This window comes from Halovivax gelatinilyticus (genome assembly GCF_024300625.1).
Classification (GTDB): domain Archaea; phylum Halobacteriota; class Halobacteria; order Halobacteriales; family Natrialbaceae; genus Halovivax; species Halovivax gelatinilyticus.
In genome coordinates, this window is sequence record NZ_CP101322.1 from 458,420 (window position 1) to 484,544 (window position 26,125).

Genomic DNA, 26,125 nt, shown 5'->3' on the forward strand with positions numbered 1-26,125 from the left:
CCCGGGATAGCGTTAGACCCCCGACGGCGTCAACGACGTGGCCACCATCTGATACGAGAGAAACACCACCGTCGGACCAGCGTCCACCAACTCACACCAATGTGAGTTTGGTGTGAGTTCCGAGGCATAGTTTTATGTATAGAGTCGGTCGACTACTCACATATGGCCCGCGAGATCCGGATCACGATCGACGACGACGAGGTGTTCGAGCGGATGAAAGCGCGAAAGCAACGGCTCGACCTCTCCTGGGAGGACGTCTTACACCGCGGTCTGCGGCGAGAGCCCGAACCCGACTCGCCGCCCCACGCCGAGGAACCACACCACGGCGGCCGACGGCGACGCGGCTCCGACCCGATCAGTTCACCGGGATCGTTCGCAGAAGACCTGAAACACCAGATACAGAACCAGGTTCGCGAGTCGCTGTCCGCCTCCGTCGACGCCTCGTGGTCCGACCACGACGACTGGCTCGACACCGACGTTTCGACGCTCGAGCGCGCCGAAGACGCCGTCCTCTCCTTCGACTTCCTCGGCGACGACGCGGCGGAATCAGCCTATCAGGTGCCGCTTCGCGTCACGCTCGAAGCCAGCGCCGACGGCCTCCAGGCCGACGTCGTCGCCGTCAGGCAGGGTCGAACGGTCTCGTCGATGAACGCCTTCGACGCGTCGGTTCGTCGCCGGATCGTCGAGGGACTCGCCACAGGCGAGGACGCATCGCTCGTGTTCGACGGCGGCGCAGAGGTCTACCGCGTCCGACCGCGACTCTCCTGGAGTCGGTCCGACGGCCGGCCGACGGTCATCGACGTCGCCGTAGACGAGGTCCGCTTCGATGACGATTGAAACTCGCCCCGATCCCCCGCAGTCCCAGACGGCACTGTTCGAGTTACTCAGCGACGAGACGCGACTGGCGATCGTCCGCGAACTCTACAGACACGAGCGGACGAACCCGGCGGCACCCGGGATCTCGTTTTCCTCGCTGGGAAAGCGACTCGACGTGGACGACAGCGGCCGGTTCAACTACCACCTTCGGCGCCTGCGAGGGTCGCTCGTCGAGAAACGCGGCGACCGCTACGTGCTCACGACGCTCGGCATCAGGCTGGGCGCGTTCGTGGTCGACGAACCGGTTTCACTCTCCGTCTTCGACGGCTCGTCGCGTGAGCACTAGATCGCTATCCAGCGGCTCGCGCCCACCGTCGACGCTGTGGCCCGTCTACCGTTCAACCGATCACTCCCCGAGAACGCTCGTCGCTCGGAATCCGAGTTCCTCGACACCGGAGAGGATCGCGTCCTGGTCGGCGCTCGCCTCGTAGTAGAAGACCAGATCGAACGATCCCTTTCGCAGGAGCTGTTGACACTCCCAGACGAAGTCGTCGCCGTCGAGCGTCAGCCCCTGGTGCTGGTTCGACGAAAAGTCCGGGTCGTCGTTCCCCGAGTAGACGTAGCAATCGGTGGGATCGATGCCGGCGGCGTCGGCGATGACGTCGCCGACGTCGATCGTCGCCTGCATCATCTTGACGTCTTCGCGTCCGCCGTAGTCGGTGTGGGCGACCACCCCGTTCAGTTCGATTTCGCCGGGCTCGAGGAGCGCCTTTGTGCGTCGGTATAACTCCTCGTCGATGACGCGTTCCATACGAGTCGTTCGCAACCGGACCTGAAAGCGCTCACGATTTGGCCACGGTGTCCGCCAGTACCGGGCCGGACCCGCACGTCGACGGGTTTTAACGGGCGCTCTGCAAACGGTGGCCCATGCACCGGCTCCGCCTCGCCGGCCTCTCGCTCGCCGCCGTCGGCGCGCTCGGTTTCGTGACGCTGCTCGTCGCCGGATCGCTCCGTCACCCGGTCGACGCCGCCGCCGAAACGGGACCGATCGAGTACGCCGCGATCGCGGCCAGCCTCCTCTGTCTGACCGCCGGCTGCGTGCTCGTTCTCACGTCGTACGTCGTCGAGAGCCAGTCGGCGACCGAGTGACCCGTGCGAATAGTGCGACACGGCCCGCGGCGTCGGCGGGACGGTGTGTCGAGGTTCCAGCCGTGGCGAGTGATTCTCACCGACCGAATCGTCGAGCGCGCGTACAGAACTCGAGGACGGCTCGGAGAAAGTCGCGCTTTCGAAAGTCTCGCCAGTTGACGTCCGTGAAGTACAGTTCCGAGTACACCGATTGCCAGATCATAAAATCGGAGAGGCGTTCGGCACCGGTCTTGATGACCAGATCGGGCTCGGACGGGAACACGAGGTGGGACTCGACCGCTTCGTCGTCGATCTCGGCCGGCGAGAGATCCCCCGCCGCGACCGACTCCGAGAGCCGCCTGACGGCCGTCGTAAACTCGTGTTTGCCGCCCAGTCCGATACCGATTCGGATCGGGGCGTCCGCCCGGGATCGATCCTCCGGCCCCCGAACGGCCAGCTCGTGGCCGGTTTCGAGGCGCTCCAGTTCCCGTCTGAGCGTCGGTATCGCGCCGCGGTCGAGGACGCTGACGTAGACGGTTACCTGCTCGGCGTACGCCATCGACCAGTCAAAAAAGTCCGATAACGTCCCGTACGCACCCCGCTCTAACAGATCCCGCTCCGTTATCACGAGGGCGATGTGAGCGGGACCGTCGCTATCGAGCCGGGCGATTCGATAGGCGAGATATCGTTCGTAGACACCCACACGTCGACCAACACTGTCACCACCCCTTACGGTTTCGGTCAGGTCCCCGCCGATAGAGGCACACCCATCCGGATCCGGTTGACACAGCCGACCACCGACGCAGGATCTTCCAAACAGCGTTTTCGGACCCGAACGACGGTCAATCGTCGATCGAATCGGTCAAGAACCGTTAAGTAACCCCCACAGAAAGGGTCCGCTATCGTGACATCGACCGTCCGACGGGCCGGGGCGATCGCCGCCCTGACAGCGCTCTCGCTTTCCATCCCGATTCGCGGACCGGTACTCGGTGCCGGAATCGCGGTCGTCCTCCTGCTGGTCGGGTTCGGCGTTCGACGCGGGCCGCTGTTCGACGTGCTCTCGCTTCCCGCAGATCGAGCCGACGGTCGCCTCAACTCGCTCTTGTTGCTCGTCCTCGCGGCGATCGTCCTCGGCACGCTGGTCGGCGTGACCGAACTCTCGTGGGCGATCGTCGTCGGCGTCATCCTGTTGCTCGGATTCGGCGACTTCACGTCGCAGCTCGCACGGCTCAAAACGGCCGACGACGCCGTCGCTGCCGCGGCGTTTTGCGTCGGCGGTGGCCTCGCGGCCGTCTCCGGGATGGGAGCGACGCACGCGATCGACGGCGCCGACGTCGCGGACATCCTCCCGATGGTCGTCTTTCTCGCCGCGAGCGGGGCACTCTTCGCCGCCATCCTTCGCGACCAGCTCCCGCGGTACGACGATCCGCTGGTGCTGGTCCTGACCGGCGGGTTGTGCTGGTTGCTCTCGCTGCTCGAACCCGTGGTCACCGGTACGGAACTCGCGATCGCCCTTATCGTGATGGTCGTCCTCGGCTACGCCTCCTACCGACTCGAAACCGCCTCCGTCGCCGGCATGCTCGCCGGCATCTTGCTCGGCCTGCTGACGATCGTCCTCGGCGGCTGGGGCTGGTTCGCCGTCCTGATCTCGTTCTTCGCGATCGGCGGCCTCTCGACGAAGTATCGCTACGCCGAAAAAGAACGACGCGGCGTCGCCGAAGGCAACAACGGCGCCCGCGGTAGTGCGAACGTCTTTTCGAACTCGGCGGTCGCACTCGTCGCCGTGGTCGGCTACGCCGCGAGCAACGTCTCCGTGATCGGCGTCGACCCGCTCATCTTCCAGTTCGCGTTCGCCGGCGCCGTCGCCACCGCACTCGGTGATACCCTCTCGAGCGAGATCGGCGGCGTCTACGAGAACCCGCGACTGATCACGACGTTCGAAGTCGTTCCACCCGGCACCGACGGCGGAGTGACCTGGCAAGGAGAACTCGCCGGCATCGCCGGTGCGAGCACCGTCGCGGTAATCGCGGCCGCCCTCTTCGAGCCCGTTACCGTCGTCGGCTTCGCAGTCGTCCTGCTTTCCGGCATCGTGGGCATGACGGTCGACAGCCTCCTCGGCGCAACGCTCGAAGGGGGACGACTCGGAAATCAGGGCGTCAATTTCTGTGCGACGTTCACCGGCGCACTCGTCGGTGCGCTCGCAGTCGGACCGCTCGGACTCGTCTGAATCGGCTCAGGGTCGGACTCGTCTGAATCGGGTCAGGGTGCGTGGTCGGCTACGTCCTCGGCCGCGTGGACGTCGACCGCCGCGGGACGCTTGACGAACTGGCCGAGCGAATCGGCGATGATCGTCGAGACGCCTACCGCCGCCGCGCGATCGAGCAACTGCTGGCTGACTTTCCCGTCGAGTACCATCACCGTCGGCGTCACCGAGAGCGTCTCGACGAGATCACCCGCTTCGTCCGTCGGCGCGTCCTCGATCACCGTACCGGCGTCGTCGAGAAAGCGGACCTGCCCGGAATCGGCACGGACGATCGCGTCGACGTGCGCGTACAGGTCGGTCGGCTCCGGTGCGTCTAGTCGCTCGGATTCGTCCGGCCCGTGGGCGGTTTCGGCCGCCGGCGACTCGTCCGAGCGTTCGACCGCCCCTGTCGCGTCCGAAACGGCCGCCCGGATCGAGCGCGAATCGTCGACCGCCGACGCCGATTCGGTGTCGGGACGCTCCTCGACAGAGTCGGGTGGCTCAGTCTCAGCCGGTGGAGCGGGTGTAGCGCTCCCATCGGTCGCCGGAATAGACTCGACCGCTTCGCCAGCGTCGACGAGGTCGGTCGACTCACCGCTGCTTTCGGGATCGCCCGCGGCTTCGATGGGAGTCTTGTTCTGAAGTGCGGTGAAGACGTCGTGGTGGTCGAGGTCCTCGACGGAGGCGCCAGCGGGCGGGCGCGCGACGTAATCGACCGATCCGACCTGGAGTAACTCCTCCAGAATGAGGTCGCCGCCGCGGTCGGCGTCGAGAAATGCCGTCGTCGTGCGCTCGGCCGTGAGCGAGGCGATCGGGTCCGGGACGTTCGTCCCCTCGACGGCCACTGCGTTCTTGATGCCATACGAGAGGAGACGGAGCACGTCCGACCGCCCCTCGACGACGATGATCGCGTCGCCGTCGGCGACGCGCGGGCCCGCCGGCAGTCCCTCGTACTCGGTGACGTCGGCGACGCGGACGTGTTCGCGAACGGCCGCCAGAATTTCGGCCGAGGACATGACGCTGTCTTCGAACCCCGTCCGGAGGAGTTCGGTCGCCCGATCGACGACCTCGCGTCGTTTGGCGGCCCTGACGTCTTCGATCTCGTCGACGCGGAACGACGCCCGACACGGGCCGACTCGATCGATCGTCTCGAGCGCCGCCGAGAGCGTGGCCGTTTCGACCTTGTCCAGGCTGCTCGCGATGGTGATAGTTCCGCGAGATTCGCCGCCGCCGCTACCCACCGAGACGTCTATTCGACCGACTTTTCCAGTTCGTCGAAGCTCAGGCAAGTCGAGTTCGTCTCCCAGCAAGCCCTCGGTCTGGCCGAAAATTGCGCCGACGACATCGCTCCGCTCGACGACGCCGTCCGCCGTGACGATCGCGTGAATGAGGTATTTTTCGGTATCCTCCATGGGAATCTCCGAGACGAGGTCCGTGCGTTACTAGAAGTACGGCGGGCAGACTCTAATACCTGTTGACCGACGTGTCGGGCGAATCAGTGTTCGTGTATCACAGACAGGGGAACTCGAAAACCGACGAGATTTCAGCCGAACCGACGGCTCACTGGTGGGCCAGCGGCCGGTACGTGCCGACGTACCAGTGGGCCAATAGAACGCTCAGGACGAGTACGCCCCCGAGGAAGAACAACGACCCGGGCGAGTACGCGGAGAACAGTCCCTCGAACGTCGACTGGACGAGTTCGAACAGGCCGTCGCCCCCCGACGGTTCGTCAGCCCCCGAATAGGGTTCGGCCTCGTAGGCTGCGTCGTCGTCGGCGGCGTGGTCGCCCGCATCGTCGGCCGCGGCTTCGTCATCCTCGACGTCCTCGTCGGCATCATCCTCCACGCCGGCGGCATGAAAGCCGTCGTCAGTCGCTATCTCCTCCTCCTGGCTCTCGGGCGCGTCGTCCCCCGTTGCGGCGGCGTCTTCGCCATCGTCGGCGACGGCATCGGTTCCCACCGCACCGAACCGGTCGGCCGCGGCCTGGACGAACAGGCTGGCCGCCCCGAGAATCCCGATCCCGCCGACGTAGCGAGAGACCGCCTGTTTCAACTGCGTCGCTCGCGACTCGTCGCTCGTAACGATGAGCGGGCCGTTCGCGGTCGCGTAGACGCTCATCTCGTTTCCGCGCGAGGAGTACCACGTATCGACGACGTCGACGAGCCCCGCGTCTTCTAACTTGTCCAGGTGGTAGCGAACGTTCTGGATCGACGAGTCGATCGCCTCGGCGACGTCGCTCGGCGTGGCCGGTTCGTCGTCGAGCGTCGCGTAGATCTTCCGAGCCGTCGTCGAGGAGAGGGCGCCGAACACCGCGTCCGCATCTTCGTCGTCGAGGTCGACGACCCGCGGCGTTCCGTCGGTCTGCGGCGTCTCGGATCGGAGTGGGAACAGCCGGGCCATGCGTCACCCTCACCTTCGTATCCACCAACCTATATCCTTTCCCTACCTGAAAAGGGCATTTTAGCTAACGAATTCGCCGCCAATAGACACCCAAACGCCCGATTTGGCGAAGTAGTTCGGTATCCCACACATCGAGTCCGGCGGGACGACCGTCCGATCGAGACGGTCACAGCGGCGACGATCACGTGACACGGGCACAACTAAAATCCGCGTTTTTCCGGCGTATTCGGCCGGTACCCGCGTGAGTCGAAACGGTTTCGGTCGACGGGGCCGATCGTCGGACATGAATCGACTCTTCCAGACCGCAGAGCGGGAGTGGTCGCTCCCGCGTCACGCCCACGTTGTGGTATACGAGCGACCGGGCGCGGTTTACTCACGATCTACGACTGCGGCGCGGCCCAGAAACCGCCGTCCGCTCAGTTACTCGGTTCGCTCGAACGGGTCGAGGCGGACGCCGACGTGCGACCGAACCCGACCGGTCACGTCGTCAGCCTGCGCGAACCGTCGACGCTCGCTGCGAGCGGAGACGATCGGTATCGGATCGTCCCGCGATGAGACGCGGGCTCGAATCACGGATCGGCGGGCCGAAACCGAACGCCTCGTGGGTTCGCAGATCCGAACGAATCTCGTCGGGTTTGAGTACCCCGTCCGTCAAGCGTATCGCATGCAAACGCACGTCGTCCCGGTCGGCTTCGACTACGACCGACTGATCGCCCCGCTGGTACGCGATCGACGAACCGTCGATCGCGCCATCCTCCTCGAAGGGGCCGTTGGCAGCCAGGCGAACGTCGAGTACTCGAAACACCTCGCTCGAAAACTGGCGACCGACTTCGAGAACCTCCTCGGCGCGGAGACCGATCGGTTCGTCCTGACGGACGTCTACGACTACCACGGCGCGTTCGAACAGGCCTACGACCTCATCACGGCCGAGCTCGAGGCCGGAAACGAAGTCTGGGTGAACGTCGCCGCCATGCCCCGGACGGTGAGCTTCGCGTTCGCGAACGCCGCCCACTCGCTGATGGTCGAGCGCGAAGAAGAACGCGAGCAGATCCACACGTACTACACCGCGCCCGAGAAGTACCTCGAGACCGAACTCGCAGAGGAGGTCCGCGCCCAGCGAGCGTTACTGGCCGAGCTGGCCGACGCGTTCGACGACGACCCGCCGGGCGAGCTCGAACCCGACCACATCACCGAACGGTTAGAGAGTGCGCGCGACCTCCTCGCCGAGTTCGACGAACGCGGAACGACGATCGGCGCCAAAGAGATCGACGGAAGCCACGTCGTGGAGCTCCCGGTGGCTTCGTTTTCGAACGTCAAACCGTTCGAAGAACTCATCCTCTTCAAACTCGGGGAGGACGGGGAGTTCGATTCGGTGTCCGAACTCGCCAGCGCGCTCGCGCGGGAACTCAACGAAGAGTACACCGACAGTTTCCGGTCGAAGGTGATTTACACCGTCGATCGCCTCGGCCCGGGCGGAAAGGGCTACGTCGAGCGCGAAGAGCACGGTAAGTCCTACCGGACGCGTCTGTCGACGATCGGCGAACTCTGGGTGCGAACGCACACGGACCGAGAACTCGTCCGGTGAGAATTCGTACGTTCGGGAACCGACCTCGCCGGCGTTCGTACGCTATCGTCGCGGGGACGCCCTACAGCGTTGACCCGCAGTAAGCTTTTCCCGCCCGCCATGGAACGGCACCGAGATGCGCGTGCTGATCGTGATTGGACATCCGCGATCCGACAGCCTCTGTGGGTCTCTCGCTAGCTCCTATCGCGAGGGTGCAAGTGAGGCGGGCGTTGAGGTCGAGACACTCGCGCTCGCCGAGCTCGATTTCGACCCGCACGTTCGAACCGAGTGTCCGAGCGAACAGGTCCTCGAAACCGATCTGGCGGCGGCAGCGGACCTGATCCGGTGGGCGGATCACATCGCGTTCGTCTATCCAAACTGGTGGGGAACGATGCCCGCGCTCCTGAAAGGTTTCTTCGATCGAGTGTTCAGACCCGGATTCGCATTCGAGTTCTACGAACCGGACGAGGGGGCGGGACACCGCGAACTCCTCGCAGACACGACGGCGGAGTTGCTCGTGACGATGGACGTTCCGCCGCGGGTGTACCGATGCATTCAACGGGAACCGGGGACGAACGCGATCGAAAACGCGACCCTCGGATTCGCCGGAATACGGACGACGCGAAGGACGTACTTCGGATCGGTCGAGACGTCGACGGCCGACGAGCGAGCGACCTGGCTGGATCGAGCCGAACGCCTCGGCCGGCGCCTGGAGACGGGCCCGGAATCGCGTACGAGTCGGGTCACGCAAACGGCTGCGACGGCCATCGGCGCGCTTCGTCTTCAGTTCTATCCGATGGCCTGGATCGCCTACGCCGTCGGCGCGCTCGCGGCCACCGGTTCCACTGCCACGTTCACCTCGGTGCTGTTCTGGCTGGGCTTTGGCTTCGTCTTCTTTCTCGAGGCGGCGACCGTCCTGAGTAACGAGTACGTCGACGTCGACACGGATCGACGGAATACGTTCGCCGGCCCGTTCACCGGCGGATCTCGCGTCCTGGTGGACGGCGACCTCGAATTCCGGACGGTCGGTGCGGGCGCCGTAACGGGCGCCGCGATCGCAGCCGCGTTCGGACTGGCGATACTCGCGCTCGGCGCCGGCTCACCGGTTTCGACGACGATCTTGCTGCTCGGCCTGGCGGTGCTCGCCCTCGGGTACACCCTCCCGCCGTTCAAGCTGTCGTATAGAACGCTCGGTGAACTCGACGTCGCCACCACGCACAGCCTCGGCGTCTTGCTCTGTGGATACGTCGTCCTCGGCGGGAACTTGCAGGATCCGTTGCCGTGGGTGCTGGGGCTGGCGCTATTCCTGTCGATCGTTCCCTCTATCACGCTCGCGGGCGTTCCGGATAGAGACGCCGATCGGGCCGCGGGAAAGAAAACGATCGCCGTTCGGTACGGGTTCGACGGGGCTGCCGTGGTGGCCGTCGCCGCGGCGATACTGGCCGCAGTCACGGTACTCGCCTGGGCCCTGTTCGACATCGTCGCCGTCTACGTCCCGCTGCTCCCGCTGGTCGTCGTCCACGCTGGCGGTATCGCGTGGCTCGTTCACGACCGTGTCTGGAATTCAGCTCACCCCGGACGCATCGACACCGTGATGATCGCCGCCCTCTCGTACATCCTCTGGTTCGGCCTCCTGGCGCTCTACGCGGTGAGTTAGACGGTGACCGTCTGAACGCCTCTCACAACCGTTCGTGGCGCTGCCCCGGCGTTCGCACGTGAACACGATGCGTGAACATTTCCGATACTTCCGTTACGATCGGTCGGCCGACGAGGTCGAATCGGCCGATGGTGAACACGGTATCGACTCGGCGAATCAGATATCGGAACGCAAAGGGTGGCGGTAAATAGCCCGTTACGCGTACGATCGACGCGATGCACTCACTGACACCGAACCTGATGGTCGAAGACGTACCCGAGTCGGTCGCATTCTACGAACGATTCGGATTCGAACTGCAGGTCGCGGTCACCGAGGACGAGGAAGGAGGCGGCGTCGACCACGAGCCAACAGACGGCGGCGATGACTCCACGAGCGACGACGAATCCGCGAGCGACGAGGATTGGGGTGAACTCCGCGACGACGAACACTACGTGTACGCACAGCTGACCGCGGGAGACGTCGAGTTGATGCTCCAGGAGCAATCGAGTTTCAGGGCGGACGTCGGCGCGCTCGCCGACGCGGATCTGGGCGGTTCGTTGACCCTGTACCTACGGGTCGACGACGTCGACGACCTCTTCGACGCCGCCGCGGACGCCGTGGACGTCCTGGACGAACCCGCCGAGACCTGGTACGGCATGCGCGAATTCTACGTTCGGGACCCGAACGGCTACGTCCTCGGATTCGCCGAATCGACAGACTGAGTCGAACCGCCATACGGTGAGAAGCCGGTCAGTCGAGCCGATCGATGAGCCGCTCGCGGAGGACGAGTAGACACGGCAACACGGTGAGGCAGGCGAGGAAGGCGAAGATGATCGCCAGCCCCGTCACGAGACCGAATCGCTGCAGCGGCGGCGAGAGCGCGAGCGCGAGGACGCCGAACCCGGCCGCCGTCGTGGCCGCGCTGCCGGCGAGGGCGCCCCCGGTTCCCGTCACCGTCGCCGCCAGTGCCTCGCCGAGCGACGCCCTGCGCTCGCGCTCGTGGACGAATCGCTCGCCGACGTGGATGCTGTAGTCGACGCCGAGTCCGATCGCGAGGCTCGTGATGACGGCCGTCTCGCTGTTGAAGGGCAGGTCGAGCAGTGCCATCGTACCGAGCAGCCAGGCGAGGGCGGCGACGACGGGCGCGAGCGTGATGGCGCCGAGGGTGAGCGCTCGGTGGCGGACCCAGTAGAGCACCGTCAAGAAGGCGAGGATAACGACGACCGTCACGGCGAACGCCTGCACTAGCGTCTCGAGCAGGGCGTCCTGAATCACGGCCGTCTGGACGGGCTCGCCGGTCGGAACGGTGCTGACGTCAGCGTCGGTGTCGAGCGTCGCGGCGAGCGCGGCGACGTCGTCCCTGACGGCCTGTGCGCTCGCGTCACCGCGAACGCTCACCGTGAGCCGGACCGAATCGTAGCTGCCGTCGTCCGATCGTTCGATCGCAGTCGCCGCGCGCTCTGGGTCTGCCTCGTAGAGAACGTCGTACAGTTCAGCGAGGTCCTCGTCGGGGACGTCGTCGTCCGTGGTATCGCGTTCGGCGAGGGCATCCCGAACGGCGTCGTCTTCGACGGCGAGCGCGCGTGCGAGGGCGAGCGGCCCGTCGAGTGCGATCGCTCCATCCGCGTCGGCGTCGATCGTCTCCCACCGCTCGTCGGTCCAATCTGCGCCCGCCAATCGGGCGTCTTCTATCGATCTCAGCAGGGCTGGATCGGTCACGTCGCCACGTATCAGGATCTCCGCCTGCGATCCTTCACCCCGATCCTGAAACGTGGTGGCCAGGTAGGCGGCGTCGTCGGCGACGGTGTAGGTATCCGGCGCGAGCGGCCCCGGAAGCGCCTTCGCCCACTCGGGGGCGTCCTCCGGGAGGAAGTCTGCCTGGTTGAACTCCGTGTCGATCGTTGTGGCGCCGTAGGCGCCGGCGGTCGCCAGCAGGAACGCGACGATCACCACGCCCAGCGGCGCCCGTCGGGCGAGCGCGACGCCGCCCGCGAGGACGCGGTTGGCCGGTCCCGGCGTGACGCCGAACGGTCGAATAGCACGGTTTCGGTCGAACCGCCCCTCGAGGAGCGAATCGACCTCGACTTTCAGCGCGGGAACGAAAATCGCGAAGGCGACGAACGTCGCGAAGATTCCACCCGCCGCAAGGAGGGCGAAGTCGCGAATGGCCGGAAGCGGACTCACCACGTTCGAAAGGAAGCCGACGCCGGTCGAGAAGGTGGCCGCGGCCAGCGCGAGGACGACGCCCCCGAGACCGAGCGCCATGCCCGACCTGACGTCGGTGGCGGATTCGGCCGCATCTAGCGTTCCCGCGCGCGCCTCGCGATAGCGCATCACCACGTGTAACGAGTAATCGATCGAGAGGCCGATCAACAGGAACGGAACCGCGATGAGTAGCTGGCTCATCGGGATCTCGAACCAGCCCATCAGCCCGGCCAGCCAGGCCAGTACGACGGCGATGCCGGCCAGTCCGAGAAGCACGTCGACGACGTCGCGGTAGGTGAGCGCGAGGACGGCGAGAACGAGGACGAGCGCGACCGGCGTGATGATCGCGAAGCTGTCGCCGACGGCGCTGGCGGAGGCCGCGTCGGTGATGCCCTGACCGAACACGAAGCCGTCGTCGAATCGCTCCTCGAAGAGCGCTTCCAGTTCTACCTGCGCGTCGTAGGCCGCTTCGGGCTCGTCGCTCCCGTCGTCGATCTGAAAGACGAACGTCAGGCGCGACTCGGCGTCGGTACTGCCCGGTTCGTGATCGACGGGCAAGAATGTGCTCGGCTCCGTCGCGGAACCGTCGACGGCCCCGTCGGAGTCGGCCGGCCCGTTCGCTCGCAGAACGTCCGCGACGAGCGCCTCGACCTCGGTGTCGGTACGCGATTCGAGGGCGGCGATCTGCTCGTCGAGCGACGGCGGGTCGGACGAGCGGTCACCCCTATCTGCAGCCCGATCGTCGATCGCGGCGGCCGTCGCCACGACGTTTTCTATACCCTGGAAGCCACCGTCAGCGAGCGTATCGTCGATCGAGGCCGTCTCCGTGGCTTCGGCCTGCCAGTAGAGACTCCCGAGCAGCGACTCCCTGGACAGGACGTCGCCGCCGTCGTCGCGGACGACGACCTGGGTCAGGAGCCGATCGTCGGTCTCGTACCGTTCGTCGACGTACGCGGCGGCATCGGTTTCGGGCGAGTCGACTTCGAACTCGCCGATACCCGCGTCCTCTGTCTCGCCCACGGCCGCCCCGGCCGCGACGAGCGCGGTCAGCACGAGCACTGCCAGGACGACCGCCCGGCTGTGATCGACGAGCCACCCGGCGTAACGGGCGGCGAGGGGCTCAGACACGCCGCCACCCCGCGCGCGGATCGTAAGAGCGACCACTTCGGTGGTCCCGCGGAGCGCTGTCGTATCGATGGACTCGCGCTCGATCGTCAGTACCCCGCCGAGAGACGTCTCCTACCATCACTCATCCCACACTCGACGTCGCGACGGCATAGCGGTTGCGACGGGAATCGATTGTGTATAATCGAAAATGGATTATACGAGGGCCACGAGAGCCACGTACCGCACTCGATCGGCGAGCGAGGCGGGCACCCGAACATGAATACCGACGTAGATCGCGAGCGAGGGATGCTCAGCCCGGCCGACCGCGCGTACCTGCTCGGCGAACGGGAGATGGGCCACGACCAGTCGAAACGAAACGCCGAGTCCCGGATCCGCCGTCGAGTCCGTCACGCGCTACTGGACTGGAATCTGTTACTCCACACGTTGCCGACGAAAGACCGCCGACGGCTATTCGAGGAGATCCAGGACGACCCGGCGCTCCTGGACGGGCTTCGGGCCGCGGTGGCGTTCGGATACATCGGCGTGACGGAGCGAGGGATGGACTTCGAGACGGTGCTCGAACCGGCGGTCCGGAGCTCGGAGGAGGCCCGCGCGGCAAAGAACGAAGACGCTTCCGTCTCCGTCGAGGTGAACTTCGACGTCGAGACGACCGTCGAATCGACGCTCGCGACCGTCGCCGAGCGGATCGACGCCGGTCGCGCCGTCACGCCGCGCGAACTGTTCTCGCTGATCATGCAGGACGTTCACGAGGTGACTGGCTACGAGGAAATCGACCTCGTCCGGACCGACGAGGGTGCAGACGACGACTTTCTCGAACGGCTCGCGGACTACCTCGGCGGAACGCTACTCGTCCGCTCGTCGTCGCGGGCGACGATCCGTCTCGACGCGGCGTCCGAGTGAACGGCCCGCTCGCGAAACACCTTTAATAGTCGGCGTTCTGACCTGGAGGTATGGACCGATCCGTCGCGACCACCGAGGACGGACCGCCCGACGCCCTTTTCGTAGGGGCCTTCTAGCCCCGCACCTACCGAGATTCGACGGATGTATTGACCCCGGAACGAACCTACGAGCAACGACCAGTCTCAGCAATGACGACCAACGGACCGCAACGACGACGACGGACGTATCGACGACGCCCGATCCGGGCGGTGAGACCATGAGCGGCGACGCCGTCGAATCGACGCGCGAGCGCGACGACGAGGACCGAACGCCGTCGATCGACGACGACTACGATCCAGCGGAGATAGAAGACTACTGGCAGCGCCGCTGGGTCGACTCGAAGACCTACGCGTACGAGGGCGAGCCGACTCAGGACCCGAACACGGTCTACTCGATCGACACGCCGCCACCGACGGTGTCGGGAAGCCTCCACATGGGCCACCTATACGGTCACACCCTGCAGGACTTCGCCGCGCGCTTTCAGCGGATGGCGGACGGCGACGTCCTCTTTCCGTTCGGCTACGACGACAACGGCATCGCCAGCGAGCGACTCACCGAGGAGGAACTCGACATCCGACACCAGGACTACGACCGTCGCGAGTTCCAGGAGCTGTGTCGCGACGTCTGTGCCGAGTACGAAGCCGATTTCACCGAGAAGATGCAGGGCCTTGGCTGTTCGATCGACTGGGACAACACCTACAAGACGATCGAACCCCGCGTCCAGCGGATCTCGCAGCTGTCGTTTCTCGACCTCCACGAGAAGGGCCGCGAGTACCGAAAGAACGCCCCGGCGATCTGGTGTCCAGAGTGTGAGACGGCGATCTCGCAGGTCGAAACCGAAGACGACGAGCGGGCCTCGCACTTCAACGATATCGAATTCGAGGTGGTCTCCGAGGGAGCCGACCGCGAAGCGTTCGTCATCTCGACGACGCGACCCGAGCTGATCCCTGCTTGCGTCGCCGTCTTCGTCCACCCCGACGACGAGGCCAACGCCGATCTCGTCGGCGAGACCGCACGCATCCCGATCTTCGGCCAGGAGGTGCCGATCCTCGAAGACGAACGCGTGGACGTGGAGAAGGGAACCGGCGTCGTCATGTGCTGTACCTTCGGCGACCAGACCGACATCGAGTGGTACCAGGCTCACGACCTGCCGCTTCGGGTCGCCATCGACGAGTCCGCGACGATGACCGACCTCGCCGGCGAGTACGAGGGACTCTCGACCGAGGAGGCTCGCGAGGCCATCGTCGAGGACTTAGACGAGGCGGGTTCCCTGCGAGATCGGTGGGAGATCACCCACGCGGTCGGCGTCCACGACCGCTGTGAGACGCCGGTCGAGTTCCGCGTCTCGAAGCAGTGGTACGTCGAGATCCTCGATCACAAGGAGGAGTACCTGAAAGCCGGCCGGGAGATGGACTGGTTCCCCGAAAAGATGTTCACCCGCTATAAACACTGGATCGAAGGGCTGGAGTGGGACTGGCTCATCTCCCGCCAGCGAGACTCTGGCATTCCGTTCCCCGTCTGGTACTGCGCTGACTGTGACGAGCCCGTGCTGGCCGACCGCGAGGCGCTCCCGGTCGATCCGCTCGCCGACGAGCCGCCGGTCGAGGTCTGCCCAGAGTGCGGTCACGACGACTTCGACCCGGAAGCGGACGTCTTCGACACCTGGGCGACCTCGTCGCTGACGCCGCTTATCAACGCCGGCTGGGACTGGGACGACGAAGCCGGGGAATTCGCGATGGACCATCCCGAACTCTACCCGTTCGACCTGCGGCCCCAGGGCCACGACATCATCTCGTTCTGGCTGTTTCACACGGTCATCAAGTGCTACGAGCACACGGGCGAGGTGCCGTTCGACGCGACGCTGATCAACGGACACGTCCTGGACGAAAACCGCGAGAAGATGTCGAAGTCGAAAGGCAACATCGTCGCGCCCGACGACGTCGTTTCGGAATACCCCGTCGACGCGATCCGCTTCTGGGCGGCCAGCGCGGCCGTCGGCGACGACTTCGCCTACCAGGAACAGGACATCCGCGCGGGCGAAAAGCTCCTTCGCAAGCTCTGGAACGCCTCGAAGCTCGTCGACAGTCTCGCGCCGGCCGACCCCGACGAGCCCGCCGACCTGGAGCCGATCGATCGCTGGTTGCTGGCCGAACTAGACGACGCGATATCCGACCTCACCGCTCACTTCGAGGCACACGAGTACGCGAAGGCACGGGATCGACTGCGGACGTTCTTCTGGAACACGTTCTGTGACGACTACCTCGAGATTGCGAAGGAACGAGCCGACGAACCGTCGACGCGGTACACGCTGCGGACGGCCCACCGAACGTTCCTCGAACTCTGGGCGCCGGTTCTCCCGCACGTCACCGAAGAGATTTGGCAGGCGTGTTACCTCGAGGACGCGACCGCGAACCTCTCCGAGACGAGCATCCACCGACGCGAGTGGCCGACGCCGCGCGGTTACGACGCCGATCTCGAAGCCGGCGAGGCGGCGATGGCGGTCATCTCCGCGCTGCGTCGCTACAAGAGCGACAACCAGCTACCCCTCAACGCCGAGCTCGAGGCCGTCTCGGTCTACGGCCCGATCGCCGGGTTCGAGGACGCAATCCGCACCGTCATGCACGTCGAGGAGCTCACGATCCTCGAGTCCGAACCGGAGGTCACGACCGAGATCGCCTCGATCGACCTCGACTACGCGACGCTCGGGCCGAAATACGGCTCGAAGGTGGGCGAAATCGACGACGCAATCGACGACGGTGACTTCGAGATCGACGGCGACGCGTTGTGCGTCGCCGGGGAGGAACTCGAACCAGCGCTGTACGAGATCGAGCGCGAGCGCACCTACGTCGGAGACGGCGAGATGCTAGAAACCGACGACGCGATCGTGATCGTCGAGTAAGTCCGCTCGAACCCGGGTTGCCGGACGAAACGATTACGTACTGGGACAGATTCTCGAATCATAGTGACCGAAACCGACGAGAGTCGCCTGTCCGAGCGCGATCGACGCCGCCTCGCCGCATTCGCCGAGGCGACGGACCTGGAGACGCTCGTCCAACTCACCGGTGCCCACTCGATCGACGACGCCTATTTCGCGGCGAAAGCGGAGTGGACCGACCTCCGCCGCCGGGCGCTCGACCCGCCCGAACCCATCGATGGGTTCCCCGGTCGGGCCGTCGAGATTGACGGCCACCAGTTCGTCGTTCACGGAATTACCCACGCAGGGACGGACGCCGAACGCGAGTACCTCCGCTCGATCGTCCCCGGTCTCGTAGCCGACGGCGCGGCGGTCTACTGCGAACAGGGAATCCGGACCATGTACTTCGAGGACGTCGGCGGCGTCTGCGAGATGGACGACCTTCGGTGGGCGATGGATCGTGCAGACGAGTACGGCGGCGATGGCAACCTCAGGGGCGCGCCGGCGATGGTGGCCGACGTCGCCGAAAGCGCAACCGACGCGCTCGACGACCTCAGAGATCGCTCGTTTTCGTCGATCGATTCGGCCAGACGGCTCTACGGCGATCGGTTCGCCCGGGCGCTGGGCGACGTCGCCACCTCGTTTCTGACGGGACCGACGGATCGCTCGACGGGCGTCGACTTCGAGTCGTTCGTCCGATCGAATCGCGCCGCAGCGGATCCGGTCCACCTCGGGAACTTACAGTACTACTACGAGACCCGACTCTTACCACAGCCGCTCGAGCGAGCGTGGCTCGCCGGCCACGATCCGGAGCTCTCGGTGCTCACCCACGGCCGTAACGAGCGGATGGCGGCCTACGTGGTCTCGCACAATCGCGACGCAGACCGGGTGCACGCGATCGTGGGGGCCGCACACCAGCCCGGACTGCTCTACTGTCTCCGCTCGATTCGCGACGGGCGTCTCTCGATCGACGACTTCGATCTCGTCGACTGACGCAGTCGAATCGACTGCACGCCGATGCGGTGAACGTAGGCGAAGCTGTCTGAGACCATTTATTACGACAGTAACAGCTATTATGTTGGTTATTGTGGGTGTGAACGTACTCGAGTAACGTCGAGTCTGACGCTCCGACGGCCTCGGTCGCGTTGGCGAGTACGGACGAAACGAACACGGCGCCATGACTGTACCGACCACCCCCACAGACGCCCGTCGCACCGGCACCGAACTCACGATGAGTACCGCGTTCGAACTCCTGGCCGATCGACACCGCCGGCTCGCGCTGTACTGTCTCTCGAACCGCGTCGAGGCGATCACCCGTGTCGACCTCGCCGCGGAGATCGCCAACCGCCTCGACGGACCGAACGACGACCTCGTCGAACACATCGGAATCCGATTACACCACAGTCACCTGCCGAGACTCGACGAGGTCGACGTGGTCCGGTACGACCCCGACGTCGATCGGGTGCAATCCGGGCCCGCGCTCACGACGCTCGAGCCGTTTCTCGAACTCGCTCGCGCCGAAGAACGGTCCACGGTGGCCTGATCCGAACGAGCCACGCCGCTACCGGCGGCGCCGGTCGAGTTCGACCGCCTTCGCCCGAATCGACGTGGCGAGAAAGAGCGCGAGGAGCGTAAACGCCGTCGCTCCCGCGCCGGCGATCCCGAGTGCGGTCGCGTCCAGATACATCGGCTCGTCGCCCGAAACCGGCAGCCTGGTGTGGTGTGGATCGCCACCAGTGACGGGGACGAAGTAATCGACGATCAGGTCGACCCCGTACCACAGAAGGGCGACGCCCACCGCCCAGACCGGAAAGTCGGAGATCCGGTGTAAGACGAGCGCCTGGACGACCATCGCCAGGTGAGACAGAAAGAGGAAGGCGAACATCGCCGGGTGGATCCCCACCTCCGCGTACTGCTCGGAAAACGCGAGCAGCGTGTAGGGCGTCCACAGGCCGAGGATGACGTTCCCGAAGAAGGCGAGCGCCGTGAGCCAGGGGAGTTCCCGCCCGAGTTTCCAGGCGGCCACCGCCAGCGCGAACAGCAGCGTCGCGATCGGACTGTCGGGGACGAACGGCCACATCACGGTCGGCGTCTCCGCGAACTGGTAGCGATAGTACCAGAAGCCGAACACCGTTCCCGCCAGGTTGACGGCGACGATCGGCCAGGCCAGCCGGAGTCCGAAATCCTCGATCCGGCGGGGTACGGGGGCGACCCAGCGCGGGAGGGGATCGCGGGCGGGTATTTCCGTCGAGCGAGCCATTGTCGAAGCCCTCGCAACCGACCCGCAAAGAGGTAGCGATTCGTGAACGTGTTCGGAGGCGGTCAATCGAGCGCCTCGACCGAGACGAGAGAGCCCGTCGTTCGGAACGGTCAGACCGATAGCGGATGCGACACCGGACAATCGTGGTCGGATGGACACGCGTAAGTGGAGCGCCCGCATAGCCCGCGGTATGGCCGAATCTACCGATCTCGAAGAGCTTCGACGGGGAACCGAACTCGTCAAGCGCGGTTTCGCACGCATGCAAAAGGGCGGCGTCATCATGGACGTCGTCAACCGCGAACAGGCGCGCATCGCCGAGGACGCGGGCGCCGTCGCCGTCATGTCCCTCGAAGCGGTCCCGGCGGACATCAGAAAGCGCGGCGGCGTCGCCCGGATGGCCGACCCCGCAGACGTCGAGGAGATCGTCGAGGAAGTCTCGATTCCGGTGATGGGCAAAGCCCGCATCGGCCACCTGAAGGAAGCCCAGATCTTAGAGGCCGTCGGCGTCGACATGATCGACGAGTCGGAAGTGCTCACCCCGGCCGACGACGCCTACCACATCGACAAGCGCGACTTCACCGCCCCGTTCGTCTGTGGCGCGCGCAACCTCGGCGAGGCGCTGCGACGCATCGACGAGGGCGCGGCGATGATCCGCACCAAGGGCGAAGCCGGTACGGGCGACGTCAACCAGGCCGTCCACCACCAGCGGACGATCAAGGGGGAGATCAGAAAGATCGAAGGGATGAAACACGAAGAGCGAGAGGCCTACGCCCGCGAGATCGAAGCCGACGCCGAACTCGTCCACGAAACCGCCGAGATGGGCCGACTCCCGGTCGTTAACTTCGCCGCCGGCGGCATCGCGACGCCCGCCGACGCGGCGCTCATGATGTACCACGAGTGCGACGGCATCTTCGTCGGCAGCGGCATCTTCGGCGCCGAAAACCCCGAGGCGATGGCCGAAGCGATCGTCGCAGCGACGAACAACTGGGACGACCCCGAGACCCTGGCCGAGATCTCGAAGAACATCGGCAAGGGCATGAAAGGCGACGCGAACGTCGATTTACCCGAAGAGGAGAAACTGCAAGGCCGCGGCGTCTAAACTCGGCGACACGATTCAGCCGGATTGTTCATAGACGAGCGCGTGATCGAATCGAGACGATGTCCCACAAGAGCGTCTACTTCTCACGATAGCACCTAACACGCGGTCGCGTACCGTTGGTCCGCCTCCGGGCCCGTCTCACCATCGAGGGCGACCGATTGCGCCACGTAGTGAATCTCGAGGGAGACGACGGCCTCGCCCGCCGCCCGGGCCGCCTCGCACAGGTACGACCCGAACGCCGCGTATTCGGCCTCGCTCGCGCTCCGAAGATCGGTGAGATAGCGGTGCCAGAGGACCGTAGGATAGCTTTCGGCGGCGTCTGGCGGCCGGTCCCAGCAGACCGCGCCGCCACCGAAGGCGTCGACGCGCTCACCCGACTCGAATTCGGCAGGGGCGACGTACCAGCCGACCGTTTCCGGCGGGTTCGGCGCGAACATTGCCCAGCCGTGGTCGCCGGGGTCGAGGTCGCCGACGGCCAGATCGGCGTCCGCGACGACGACCGCCTGCCAGCCGACCAGTCCTACGTAGGCGACGACGACCACGACCGTCGCGAGCGTCCGACGGCGGCTCGTGTCGGGTGCGAGACGCGGGATCGGGACGGCGCGTCCGATCGGACCGATCCGACCCGTCACGGCTTCGATGGCGGTTCGGATCGACCGATCGACGGCGACGACGATCTGCGATAGGTGTCTGACCGATCGGCCGAATGAGAACGGACGGTGAGCGCGAAGCCAGCCCCGGGTCGGATTGGCGACTCGTCGCTCGAACTGGTCCCAGCACGGTGGCGGGAGAAACGCGAGCAACAGCGCGACCATCGCGAGCGGGAAGAGTCCGGTTCGGAGCGTCGCCAGCATCGTGAGGTGTACGCCCACGTACGGGACGACGAGAACAGCCCGCCGCCGGCCGGTGAGCGCGAGCAAGAAGACGGACGAACAGAGCAGACCGACCCAGACGTAATTTGCGACCACGAACAGCCGAGGATCGAGGTTCGCGACCGCGGGGCCGAGCAGGACCGTGTACTGATCGAGTTCGAAGACGAGTCGGACGGCCTCGCCGGCTCGCCAGCGGTCGCTCCGAAGCCGGAGCATCGCGTTGGAGGCGTAGACGAGCACGACGACGCCGAGCAGGGCGGCGGTGGCCGGCGTCCTAAGCAGCGGGCCCGCAGACGATGGCTCCGCGCGGGTCGGCTGGAGAGATCGACGCCTGCGGCGAGCATCGATCGACCAGCGTGCAGAAAGCGGACAGAACAGGCAAAAGAAGAACGCGGCGAGCAGGATCGTGTCTCCGCCGTTGACGACGTAGGGGTTGCGCGCGTACAGCGACGCCGTGAGCACCCAGGCGCCGACGGCGGCGATCCGCGTTCGATAGCCGACGAGCACGCAGAGTGCGAACGCCGCCGACAGCCCGAAGAGCAGCGCCTGGGCCCGGGGCGAGCCGACGCGGGCGTGGACCGACAGCGAGGCGAGTACGGGATAGGTCTCCGCGTGCACTGCGCGCGGAAGTACCCCTGCATCGGTGTAGAACGCCGTCAGGTCGCGCGCCCGCATGGCGAGGTCGGCCAGGAGGAGCGAGCCGAGGGCGATTCGGAGGGCGGCGAGCGCCCGCGCGTCGACGCCGAGGCGCCGCGCGAGTGGGCCTGGCCGGTCGACGGCGCCGCCCCGTCGGGGACCTGTCATCGGCCGACTATTACCCAGGTAGTGTAAATACTTTCTGACGTGAGTGTCGAAAAATTCCTCCTGGCGTCCCAGTAAACATTCGGCGCGGTCTCGTGGGCGACCAACTACCGATCGTACACCGTCGCACCCGTTCCGATCCGCGTCTGGTAAACGTGACGTTCGACGCCGACGGAGCGAACCTCTATCATCGTCGCCTCACCGACCGCGGGGTATCGACGATGAATCGTTCTACTTCGTCGACTCCCCGTCTACGTCGAATTCGCACGTCTCGACGTAGTTGTGAGCGATCGAAACGCCGTCCGGGTCGATCGACGCGTAGACTTCGAAACAACTGATTTCTCCGTTCGAAACGTCGAGCGTGTCTGACCCGCTGGTGGCCGATGAAATTGCGACGGTTGAATCAACTGAAATGGTCACGTCGTAGTGAACACGGTCGCCCATCCAATCTTCGACGATCTCGACAGAATCGGCAAACGTCGGTTCCTTCGGATCGAGCTGATACTCGCCGCGATACGTTCGGTCGTCACCAGTTCGAACGTCAACCGTCGCGGTGACGGATTCTTCTACTCTGTTGATGATCAAGATGCGGCGTAACCCGTACGGTGGATCGGAAGACAGACATCCCGACAAGAGCGTGCTCGCAGGGAGGGCACACAAGAGGGTTCTACGGTTCATACGTTTGAGTCTGATAGTAGCGTATTAGTCCACAAGTTGTATTTATTAAGGGAGGACTTGTTTATATACTAAGGATTTAAATATCCTCTTCCTTCACCTAGATTTATTATTCGTTGCTGAAGCAAAGAATGGGTTGTTCGTTAGAACGTGAGTTACGGGAACTCTCTCTCCCTCAATGACCCTATAGACGTTGTCTTCTACTTCCGTAATACCAAATCGTCTTAATACTTCAGAAGACATGGTGTCCGGATGCCCAGTTAACTCATCTTCGGATGTCGGACAGTATGGATCTGTTGGTGGGCAATCCGGTGGATCCGAACCATTAAACGATGTGTCAAATTCTATATCATGCCAGGTTCTACCTTGACCTAAATTTCGATAAGTCGAAATCGAGCTTCGGCAGTGAATATTAGGAGACATATATGGTCCACTTTTAACCAGAACTTGGTGAAAGTTCGCCGTCGCTTTACGGTCCCTCGTATACCAACTCGAAGTATAGGTGAAGCTAAATCCACCGCCCCCGAGATCGAATCCGTCTGGAGCCCTAAGAGAATCCATTGCTTCAGCCGAAGACAAAATCCACCCTCCAGGAGTGAAATTTGTCAATCCATTAATCACATATACTTCAACCCAATCCGGTAATAATCCACCATCTCCACTAGGATAGACTCCAAAAGCGTCATCCTCCGTGTAAGGTAGAATTTGTACACCTGATTGATTGGGTAGAAATTCGTATTGCTGTGAATTTATCTCACGTGCTGAGCCACCATGATCACGGTAATACGTATTCGCAAATGACAGTAGGGAAATGGAATGCATCCACCCTTGGCCAGTATGTTCAGACCAGTGCCAATATAGCCCAGATCCCAGCATATAATCTTTGCCACTTGTCCACGGAACATTGTCAACCATCATACTAGAGGCGATTCTGTTCACATCGGACTGAGACTTTGCGTGGGTTCTTGAGTCAGATCCCGCAGTTTTGGTTGGAAGTAGTCCTGTTCCCAAGCCAAGCATTCCTGCGGATTTCAATACATCCCTCCTATCGACCATTTCCATCAACCATGGAATGTACTTATTCCACGAGAATATAAATGTTAGTGAAGTTAATAAAATATAATTTTATTAGGATTTGATTTGGTATTGGTTCCGTTAGAGGCGATAGAAGTCGAACGATATCAAATTAAGTTAGGTATTTTATAATTTGAGCAAGGACAAGAGAGACGGCACCGACGCCATTCAGTCGTACACCGTCGCACCCGCTCCAACCCGCGTCTGATAGGCGCGACTTTCGACGCCGACGGCGTCGAAGGCGTCGAGCATCGCCGAGGCGACGGCCCGACGGTCGGTCGGATAACAGACCGCCAGCATGGCCGGCCCCGCGCCGCTGATCGTGACGCCGGTCGCGCCCGCCTCGAGCGCGGCGTCGCGAACGTCGTCGTAGCCGGCGATCAGTTCGGCGCGCTCGGGCGTGACGACGCTGTCGCGCATGCCCCGACCGACGAGGACGGGGTCGTCTCTGGCCATCCCGGCGGTGAGCGTCGCCGCCGCACCGACCGTCTCGACGAGGGCGTCCATCGACGCGTCAACGGGGACGACCCGCCTGGCGTCCCGCGTCGAGACGACCGTCTCCGGGAGGCAAGCGACGAGCGCCAGCGACGAATCGATCGTCGTGATCCCCTCACCGGTGACGATGGTGAAGCCGCCCAGGATCGCCGGAGCGACGTTGTCCGCGTGAGCCTCACCGGAGACGACCGCCTCGCCCTCCGCGGCGGCGCGCACGAGCGTTTCCGAGTCGTGACCCAGGTCGTAGAGGGCGTCGAGGGCGACCGCGGTGGCGGCGGCGCTCGCCGCGGAGGATCCCAGGCCGGACGAGGGCCTGACACCCTTGTCGATCGTGATGTGAGCCGGTGCGTCGAGGGCGCTGGCGACGACACCCGCCGTGTTATCCGCTGGATCCGTCGGGATGTACTGACTACCCACCCCGGTGACGGTGATCGTCGTCTCGTCGGCGGGTTCGACGTGGACGACGTCCGCGGGTCCGGCGAGCGCGAGGCCGAAGACGTCGAATCCGCTGCCGAGATTCGCGCTCGTCGCCGGCGCCCGTACGGTGACCATAACTCAGGTATCGCGAGGGAGCGGAAAAAGGTAGCGGGGCGAAATCGCCGTCCGTCGGGCCGATCCCGATCGGCGAGCGAGCGGGTAACGAGACGTTACGATCGCTCACACGCGAGGCGCTTTGTACCCGAACGTCGTGGGTCGAATCGAGCCGTGGATCGATCCGCCTGGGCCCCACTCGTCGCGGTAGGAGCGGACCGATCGAACGATCGACAACGCGCGAACGAATTCGCCGATCGATCGACGCGACACGCAGATTCCCCGCTGGTCTCCGTAATCGTCCCGACACACGATCGGCCGGAGCGACTCCGACGCGCCGTACGAAGCGTCTTCGGCCAGACGTACGCTCCGATCGAACTGTTCGTCGTCGACGACGCCTCGGCGCGACCGGCCCGTCCGGTCGTCGAGGAGACAGTGGGCAACGTGAGCAAGCGCGAGGATGGCCTACACCAGGCGACGGAGATCGTCCGGTTCGACGAGAACCGGGGCGGAGCGGCGGCGAGAAACGCCGGCATCGAACGCGCCTCGGGTGAGTACGTCGCGTTTCTCGACGACGACGACCGATGGGACCCCGCGAAACTCGAACGCCAGATCGACCGACTCGAATCGGCGTCTGAAGACGTCGGCCTCTGTTACACTCGCGTCGTCCAGCTCGACGACGGGGCGGTGTCGGCCATCTCACCCGCGACGGCGGAGGGTGAACTCGCGAGAGACTTGCTCACTATCAACGTCGTCGGGACTATTTCCTCGGTGGTGGTCAGGCGGGCCGTAGTGGAGACCGTCGGCGGGCTCGACCCACGGTTTCCGAGCTGGCAGGACTGGGCGTACTACCTGCGCGTCGCGGAGTCCTACCGGTTCTGTTCGGTCGACGAACCGCTGACCGTTCGACACAACGCGGGCGGACAGCTCAGCGGGGACTACTGGACGAAACGAGACGAGACGGCCCCGCTGTTCCGGCGGACGTTTTCGCCGATGGCCGCGCAGTACGGCGGTCGGTTCGAACGCCGGTTCGACGCGTCCGTCGAGTATCACCTCGGCCTGGCGGCGATTCGAGCCGACGAGTTCGCCGCCGCCCGTCGTCACTTCGCCCGCGCGGTCCGAACGTATCCACGGGCGCCCGTCTTCACGTGTTACCTGGGAGCCGTCTCAGGTGGTCGATGGACCTACGGACCGCTGTACGCCCTCGGGTCGATCCTTCCGATCCGCCGGGTAAAGCGGGCGTTGCAGTAGCGGCGCGCTCGTCACTGCTCCCGCGTGGACGGGAGCCACACACGATCGTCACCGTATCACGCACCTACCCCGGCGAAATCGGGGGCAGGATTTAC

At 64.6% G+C, this 26,125-nt stretch carries 23 protein-coding genes and 1 pseudogene; 14 read left to right on the forward strand and 10 right to left on the reverse strand.

What is annotated here, in order from left to right; translation table 11 throughout:
• The first annotated feature begins 162 nt into the window (after positions 1-162).
• Both NKH31_RS02220 and NKH31_RS02225 read left to right on the forward strand, forming a co-directional pair.
• A complete protein-coding gene (locus tag NKH31_RS02220) occupies positions 163-837 on the forward strand; it encodes a hypothetical protein (protein ID WP_254863513.1) in 675 nt (224 codons plus the stop codon).
• Positions 827-1,162 (forward strand): winged helix-turn-helix domain-containing protein, encoded by a 336-nt coding sequence (locus NKH31_RS02225; RefSeq protein ID WP_254863514.1) that lies wholly within the window; start codon positions 827-829, stop codon positions 1,160-1,162. Before NKH31_RS02220 ends, NKH31_RS02225 begins: the two co-directional genes overlap by 11 nt.
• Positions 1,163-1,222: 60 nt before the next feature.
• Here the strand turns inward: NKH31_RS02225 and NKH31_RS02230 are convergent, their stop codons facing one another.
• Positions 1,223-1,627 (reverse strand): DUF5778 family protein, encoded by a 405-nt coding sequence (locus NKH31_RS02230; RefSeq protein ID WP_254863515.1) that lies wholly within the window; start codon positions 1,625-1,627, stop codon positions 1,223-1,225.
• A 116-nt stretch (positions 1,628-1,743) separates the two neighbouring features.
• On the opposite strand from NKH31_RS02230, the gene NKH31_RS02235 reads away from it, so the two are divergent.
• Entirely contained in the window at positions 1,744-1,965 is a 222-nt protein-coding gene (locus NKH31_RS02235) for a hypothetical protein (protein WP_254863516.1), read from the forward strand.
• A 76-nt stretch (positions 1,966-2,041) separates the two neighbouring features.
• Here the strand turns inward: NKH31_RS02235 and NKH31_RS02240 are convergent, their stop codons facing one another.
• Positions 2,042-2,647 (reverse strand): undecaprenyl diphosphate synthase family protein, encoded by a 606-nt coding sequence (locus tag NKH31_RS02240; RefSeq protein WP_254863517.1) that lies wholly within the window; start codon positions 2,645-2,647, stop codon positions 2,042-2,044.
• A gap of 201 nt (positions 2,648-2,848) precedes the next feature.
• On the opposite strand from NKH31_RS02240, the gene NKH31_RS02245 reads away from it, so the two are divergent.
• Positions 2,849-4,171 (forward strand): DUF92 domain-containing protein, encoded by a 1,323-nt coding sequence (locus NKH31_RS02245; RefSeq protein ID WP_254863518.1) that lies wholly within the window; start codon positions 2,849-2,851, stop codon positions 4,169-4,171.
• Between the two features lie 32 nt (positions 4,172-4,203).
• Here the strand turns inward: NKH31_RS02245 and dnaG are convergent, their stop codons facing one another.
• Positions 4,204-5,598, reverse strand: coding sequence for a DNA primase DnaG (gene dnaG / locus NKH31_RS02250; RefSeq protein ID WP_254863519.1), 1,395 nt, complete (start codon positions 5,596-5,598; stop codon positions 4,204-4,206).
• Between the two features lie 148 nt (positions 5,599-5,746).
• Positions 5,747-6,586 (reverse strand): ArsR/SmtB family transcription factor, encoded by an 840-nt coding sequence (locus tag NKH31_RS02255; protein WP_254863520.1) that lies wholly within the window; start codon positions 6,584-6,586, stop codon positions 5,747-5,749.
• Between the two features lie 283 nt (positions 6,587-6,869).
• Here NKH31_RS02255 and NKH31_RS02260 point away from each other — a divergent pair.
• The 4 genes and pseudogenes from NKH31_RS02260 to NKH31_RS02275 all read left to right on the forward strand — a co-directional run bounded on the left by NKH31_RS02260 (position 6,870) and on the right by NKH31_RS02275 (position 10,508).
• Positions 6,870-7,141 (forward strand): annotated as a pseudogene (locus NKH31_RS02260) (hypothetical protein).
• 109 nt (positions 7,142-7,250) lie between these two features.
• Entirely contained in the window at positions 7,251-8,171 is a 921-nt protein-coding gene (locus NKH31_RS02265; protein WP_254863521.1) for an HFX_2341 family transcriptional regulator, read from the forward strand.
• A gap of 115 nt (positions 8,172-8,286) precedes the next feature.
• Positions 8,287-9,807, forward strand: coding sequence for an NAD(P)H-dependent oxidoreductase (locus NKH31_RS02270; protein ID WP_254863522.1), 1,521 nt, complete (start codon positions 8,287-8,289; stop codon positions 9,805-9,807).
• Between the two features lie 215 nt (positions 9,808-10,022).
• Positions 10,023-10,508: a VOC family protein gene (locus NKH31_RS02275; RefSeq protein ID WP_254863523.1), complete on the forward strand. Its 486-nt coding sequence runs from the start codon at positions 10,023-10,025 to the stop codon at positions 10,506-10,508.
• Between the two features lie 28 nt (positions 10,509-10,536).
• On the opposite strand, the gene NKH31_RS02280 is transcribed toward NKH31_RS02275, so the two are convergent.
• Complete coding sequence (locus NKH31_RS02280) at positions 10,537-13,119, reverse strand: efflux RND transporter permease subunit (RefSeq protein WP_254863524.1); 2,583 nt, start codon at positions 13,117-13,119, stop codon at positions 10,537-10,539.
• Between the two features lie 255 nt (positions 13,120-13,374).
• Between NKH31_RS02280 and NKH31_RS02285 the strand changes: the two genes are divergently transcribed.
• From NKH31_RS02285 to NKH31_RS02300, 4 genes are all read left to right on the forward strand, one after another.
• Positions 13,375-14,019 (forward strand): DUF8102 family protein, encoded by a 645-nt coding sequence (locus tag NKH31_RS02285; protein WP_254863525.1) that lies wholly within the window; start codon positions 13,375-13,377, stop codon positions 14,017-14,019.
• 256 nt (positions 14,020-14,275) lie between these two features.
• Positions 14,276-16,957, forward strand: a complete 2,682-nt coding sequence (locus tag NKH31_RS02290) for a valine--tRNA ligase (RefSeq protein ID WP_254863526.1) — start codon at positions 14,276-14,278, stop codon at positions 16,955-16,957.
• 63 nt (positions 16,958-17,020) lie between these two features.
• The gene (locus NKH31_RS02295; RefSeq protein ID WP_254863527.1) at positions 17,021-17,965 is read left to right on the forward strand and encodes a hypothetical protein; all 945 of its coding nucleotides are present in this window, start codon (positions 17,021-17,023) and stop codon (positions 17,963-17,965) included.
• Positions 17,966-18,149: 184 nt separating this feature from the next.
• Positions 18,150-18,515 (forward strand): DUF7344 domain-containing protein, encoded by a 366-nt coding sequence (locus NKH31_RS02300; RefSeq protein ID WP_254863528.1) that lies wholly within the window; start codon positions 18,150-18,152, stop codon positions 18,513-18,515.
• An 18-nt stretch (positions 18,516-18,533) separates the two neighbouring features.
• Here NKH31_RS02300 and NKH31_RS02305 read toward each other — a convergent pair whose 3' ends face one another.
• A complete protein-coding gene (locus tag NKH31_RS02305) occupies positions 18,534-19,232 on the reverse strand; it encodes a DUF1405 domain-containing protein (RefSeq protein WP_254863529.1) in 699 nt (232 codons plus the stop codon).
• Between the two features lie 190 nt (positions 19,233-19,422).
• Between NKH31_RS02305 and pdxS the strand changes: the two genes are divergently transcribed.
• Entirely contained in the window at positions 19,423-20,331 is a 909-nt protein-coding gene (gene pdxS, locus NKH31_RS02310; RefSeq protein WP_254863530.1) for a pyridoxal 5'-phosphate synthase lyase subunit PdxS, read from the forward strand.
• 95 nt (positions 20,332-20,426) lie between these two features.
• Here pdxS and NKH31_RS02315 read toward each other — a convergent pair whose 3' ends face one another.
• From NKH31_RS02315 to NKH31_RS02330, 4 genes are all read right to left on the reverse strand, one after another.
• A complete protein-coding gene (locus NKH31_RS02315; RefSeq protein ID WP_254863531.1) occupies positions 20,427-22,007 on the reverse strand; it encodes an HTTM domain-containing protein in 1,581 nt (526 codons plus the stop codon).
• A 228-nt stretch (positions 22,008-22,235) separates the two neighbouring features.
• Positions 22,236-22,682: a hypothetical protein gene (locus tag NKH31_RS02320; RefSeq protein ID WP_254863532.1), complete on the reverse strand. Its 447-nt coding sequence runs from the start codon at positions 22,680-22,682 to the stop codon at positions 22,236-22,238.
• Positions 22,683-22,775: 93 nt separating this feature from the next.
• On the reverse strand, positions 22,776-23,741 hold the full coding sequence (locus NKH31_RS02325; RefSeq protein ID WP_254863533.1) for a hypothetical protein: 966 nt from the start codon (positions 23,739-23,741) through the stop codon (positions 22,776-22,778).
• Between the two features lie 180 nt (positions 23,742-23,921).
• Positions 23,922-24,800 carry a homoserine kinase gene (locus tag NKH31_RS02330; protein ID WP_254863534.1) on the reverse strand — a complete coding sequence of 293 codons (879 nt, stop codon included), beginning with the start codon at positions 24,798-24,800 and terminating at the stop codon, positions 23,922-23,924.
• 153 nt (positions 24,801-24,953) lie between these two features.
• On the opposite strand from NKH31_RS02330, the gene NKH31_RS02335 reads away from it, so the two are divergent.
• Positions 24,954-26,030 (forward strand): glycosyltransferase family 2 protein, encoded by a 1,077-nt coding sequence (locus NKH31_RS02335; protein WP_254863535.1) that lies wholly within the window; start codon positions 24,954-24,956, stop codon positions 26,028-26,030.
• Positions 26,031-26,125 lie beyond the last annotated feature (95 nt).

Coding starts and splice junctions, on each gene's coding strand:
- NKH31_RS02220 (WP_254863513.1), top strand. CDS start 163: ATGGCCCGCGAGATCCGGATCACGATCGACGACGACGAGGTGTTCGAG.
- NKH31_RS02225 (WP_254863514.1), top strand. CDS start 827: ATGACGATTGAAACTCGCCCCGATCCCCCGCAGTCCCAGACGGCACTG.
- NKH31_RS02230 (WP_254863515.1), bottom strand. CDS start 1,627: ATGGAACGCGTCATCGACGAGGAGTTATACCGACGCACAAAGGCGCTC.
- NKH31_RS02235 (WP_254863516.1), top strand. CDS start 1,744: ATGCACCGGCTCCGCCTCGCCGGCCTCTCGCTCGCCGCCGTCGGCGCG.
- dnaG (WP_254863519.1), bottom strand. CDS start 5,598: ATGGAGGATACCGAAAAATACCTCATTCACGCGATCGTCACGGCGGAC.
- NKH31_RS02255 (WP_254863520.1), bottom strand. CDS start 6,586: ATGGCCCGGCTGTTCCCACTCCGATCCGAGACGCCGCAGACCGACGGA.
- NKH31_RS02265 (WP_254863521.1), top strand. CDS start 7,251: ATGCAAACGCACGTCGTCCCGGTCGGCTTCGACTACGACCGACTGATC.
- NKH31_RS02270 (WP_254863522.1), top strand. CDS start 8,287: ATGCGCGTGCTGATCGTGATTGGACATCCGCGATCCGACAGCCTCTGT.
- NKH31_RS02275 (WP_254863523.1), top strand. CDS start 10,023: ATGCACTCACTGACACCGAACCTGATGGTCGAAGACGTACCCGAGTCG.
- NKH31_RS02285 (WP_254863525.1), top strand. CDS start 13,375: ATGAATACCGACGTAGATCGCGAGCGAGGGATGCTCAGCCCGGCCGAC.
- NKH31_RS02290 (WP_254863526.1), top strand. CDS start 14,276: ATGAGCGGCGACGCCGTCGAATCGACGCGCGAGCGCGACGACGAGGAC.
- NKH31_RS02300 (WP_254863528.1), top strand. CDS start 18,150: ATGACTGTACCGACCACCCCCACAGACGCCCGTCGCACCGGCACCGAA.
- NKH31_RS02305 (WP_254863529.1), bottom strand. CDS start 19,232: ATGGCTCGCTCGACGGAAATACCCGCCCGCGATCCCCTCCCGCGCTGG.
- pdxS (WP_254863530.1), top strand. CDS start 19,423: ATGGCCGAATCTACCGATCTCGAAGAGCTTCGACGGGGAACCGAACTC.
- NKH31_RS02315 (WP_254863531.1), bottom strand. CDS start 22,007: ATGACAGGTCCCCGACGGGGCGGCGCCGTCGACCGGCCAGGCCCACTC.
- NKH31_RS02320 (WP_254863532.1), bottom strand. CDS start 22,682: ATGAACCGTAGAACCCTCTTGTGTGCCCTCCCTGCGAGCACGCTCTTG.
- NKH31_RS02325 (WP_254863533.1), bottom strand. CDS start 23,741: ATGGAAATGGTCGATAGGAGGGATGTATTGAAATCCGCAGGAATGCTT.
- NKH31_RS02330 (WP_254863534.1), bottom strand. CDS start 24,800: ATGGTCACCGTACGGGCGCCGGCGACGAGCGCGAATCTCGGCAGCGGA.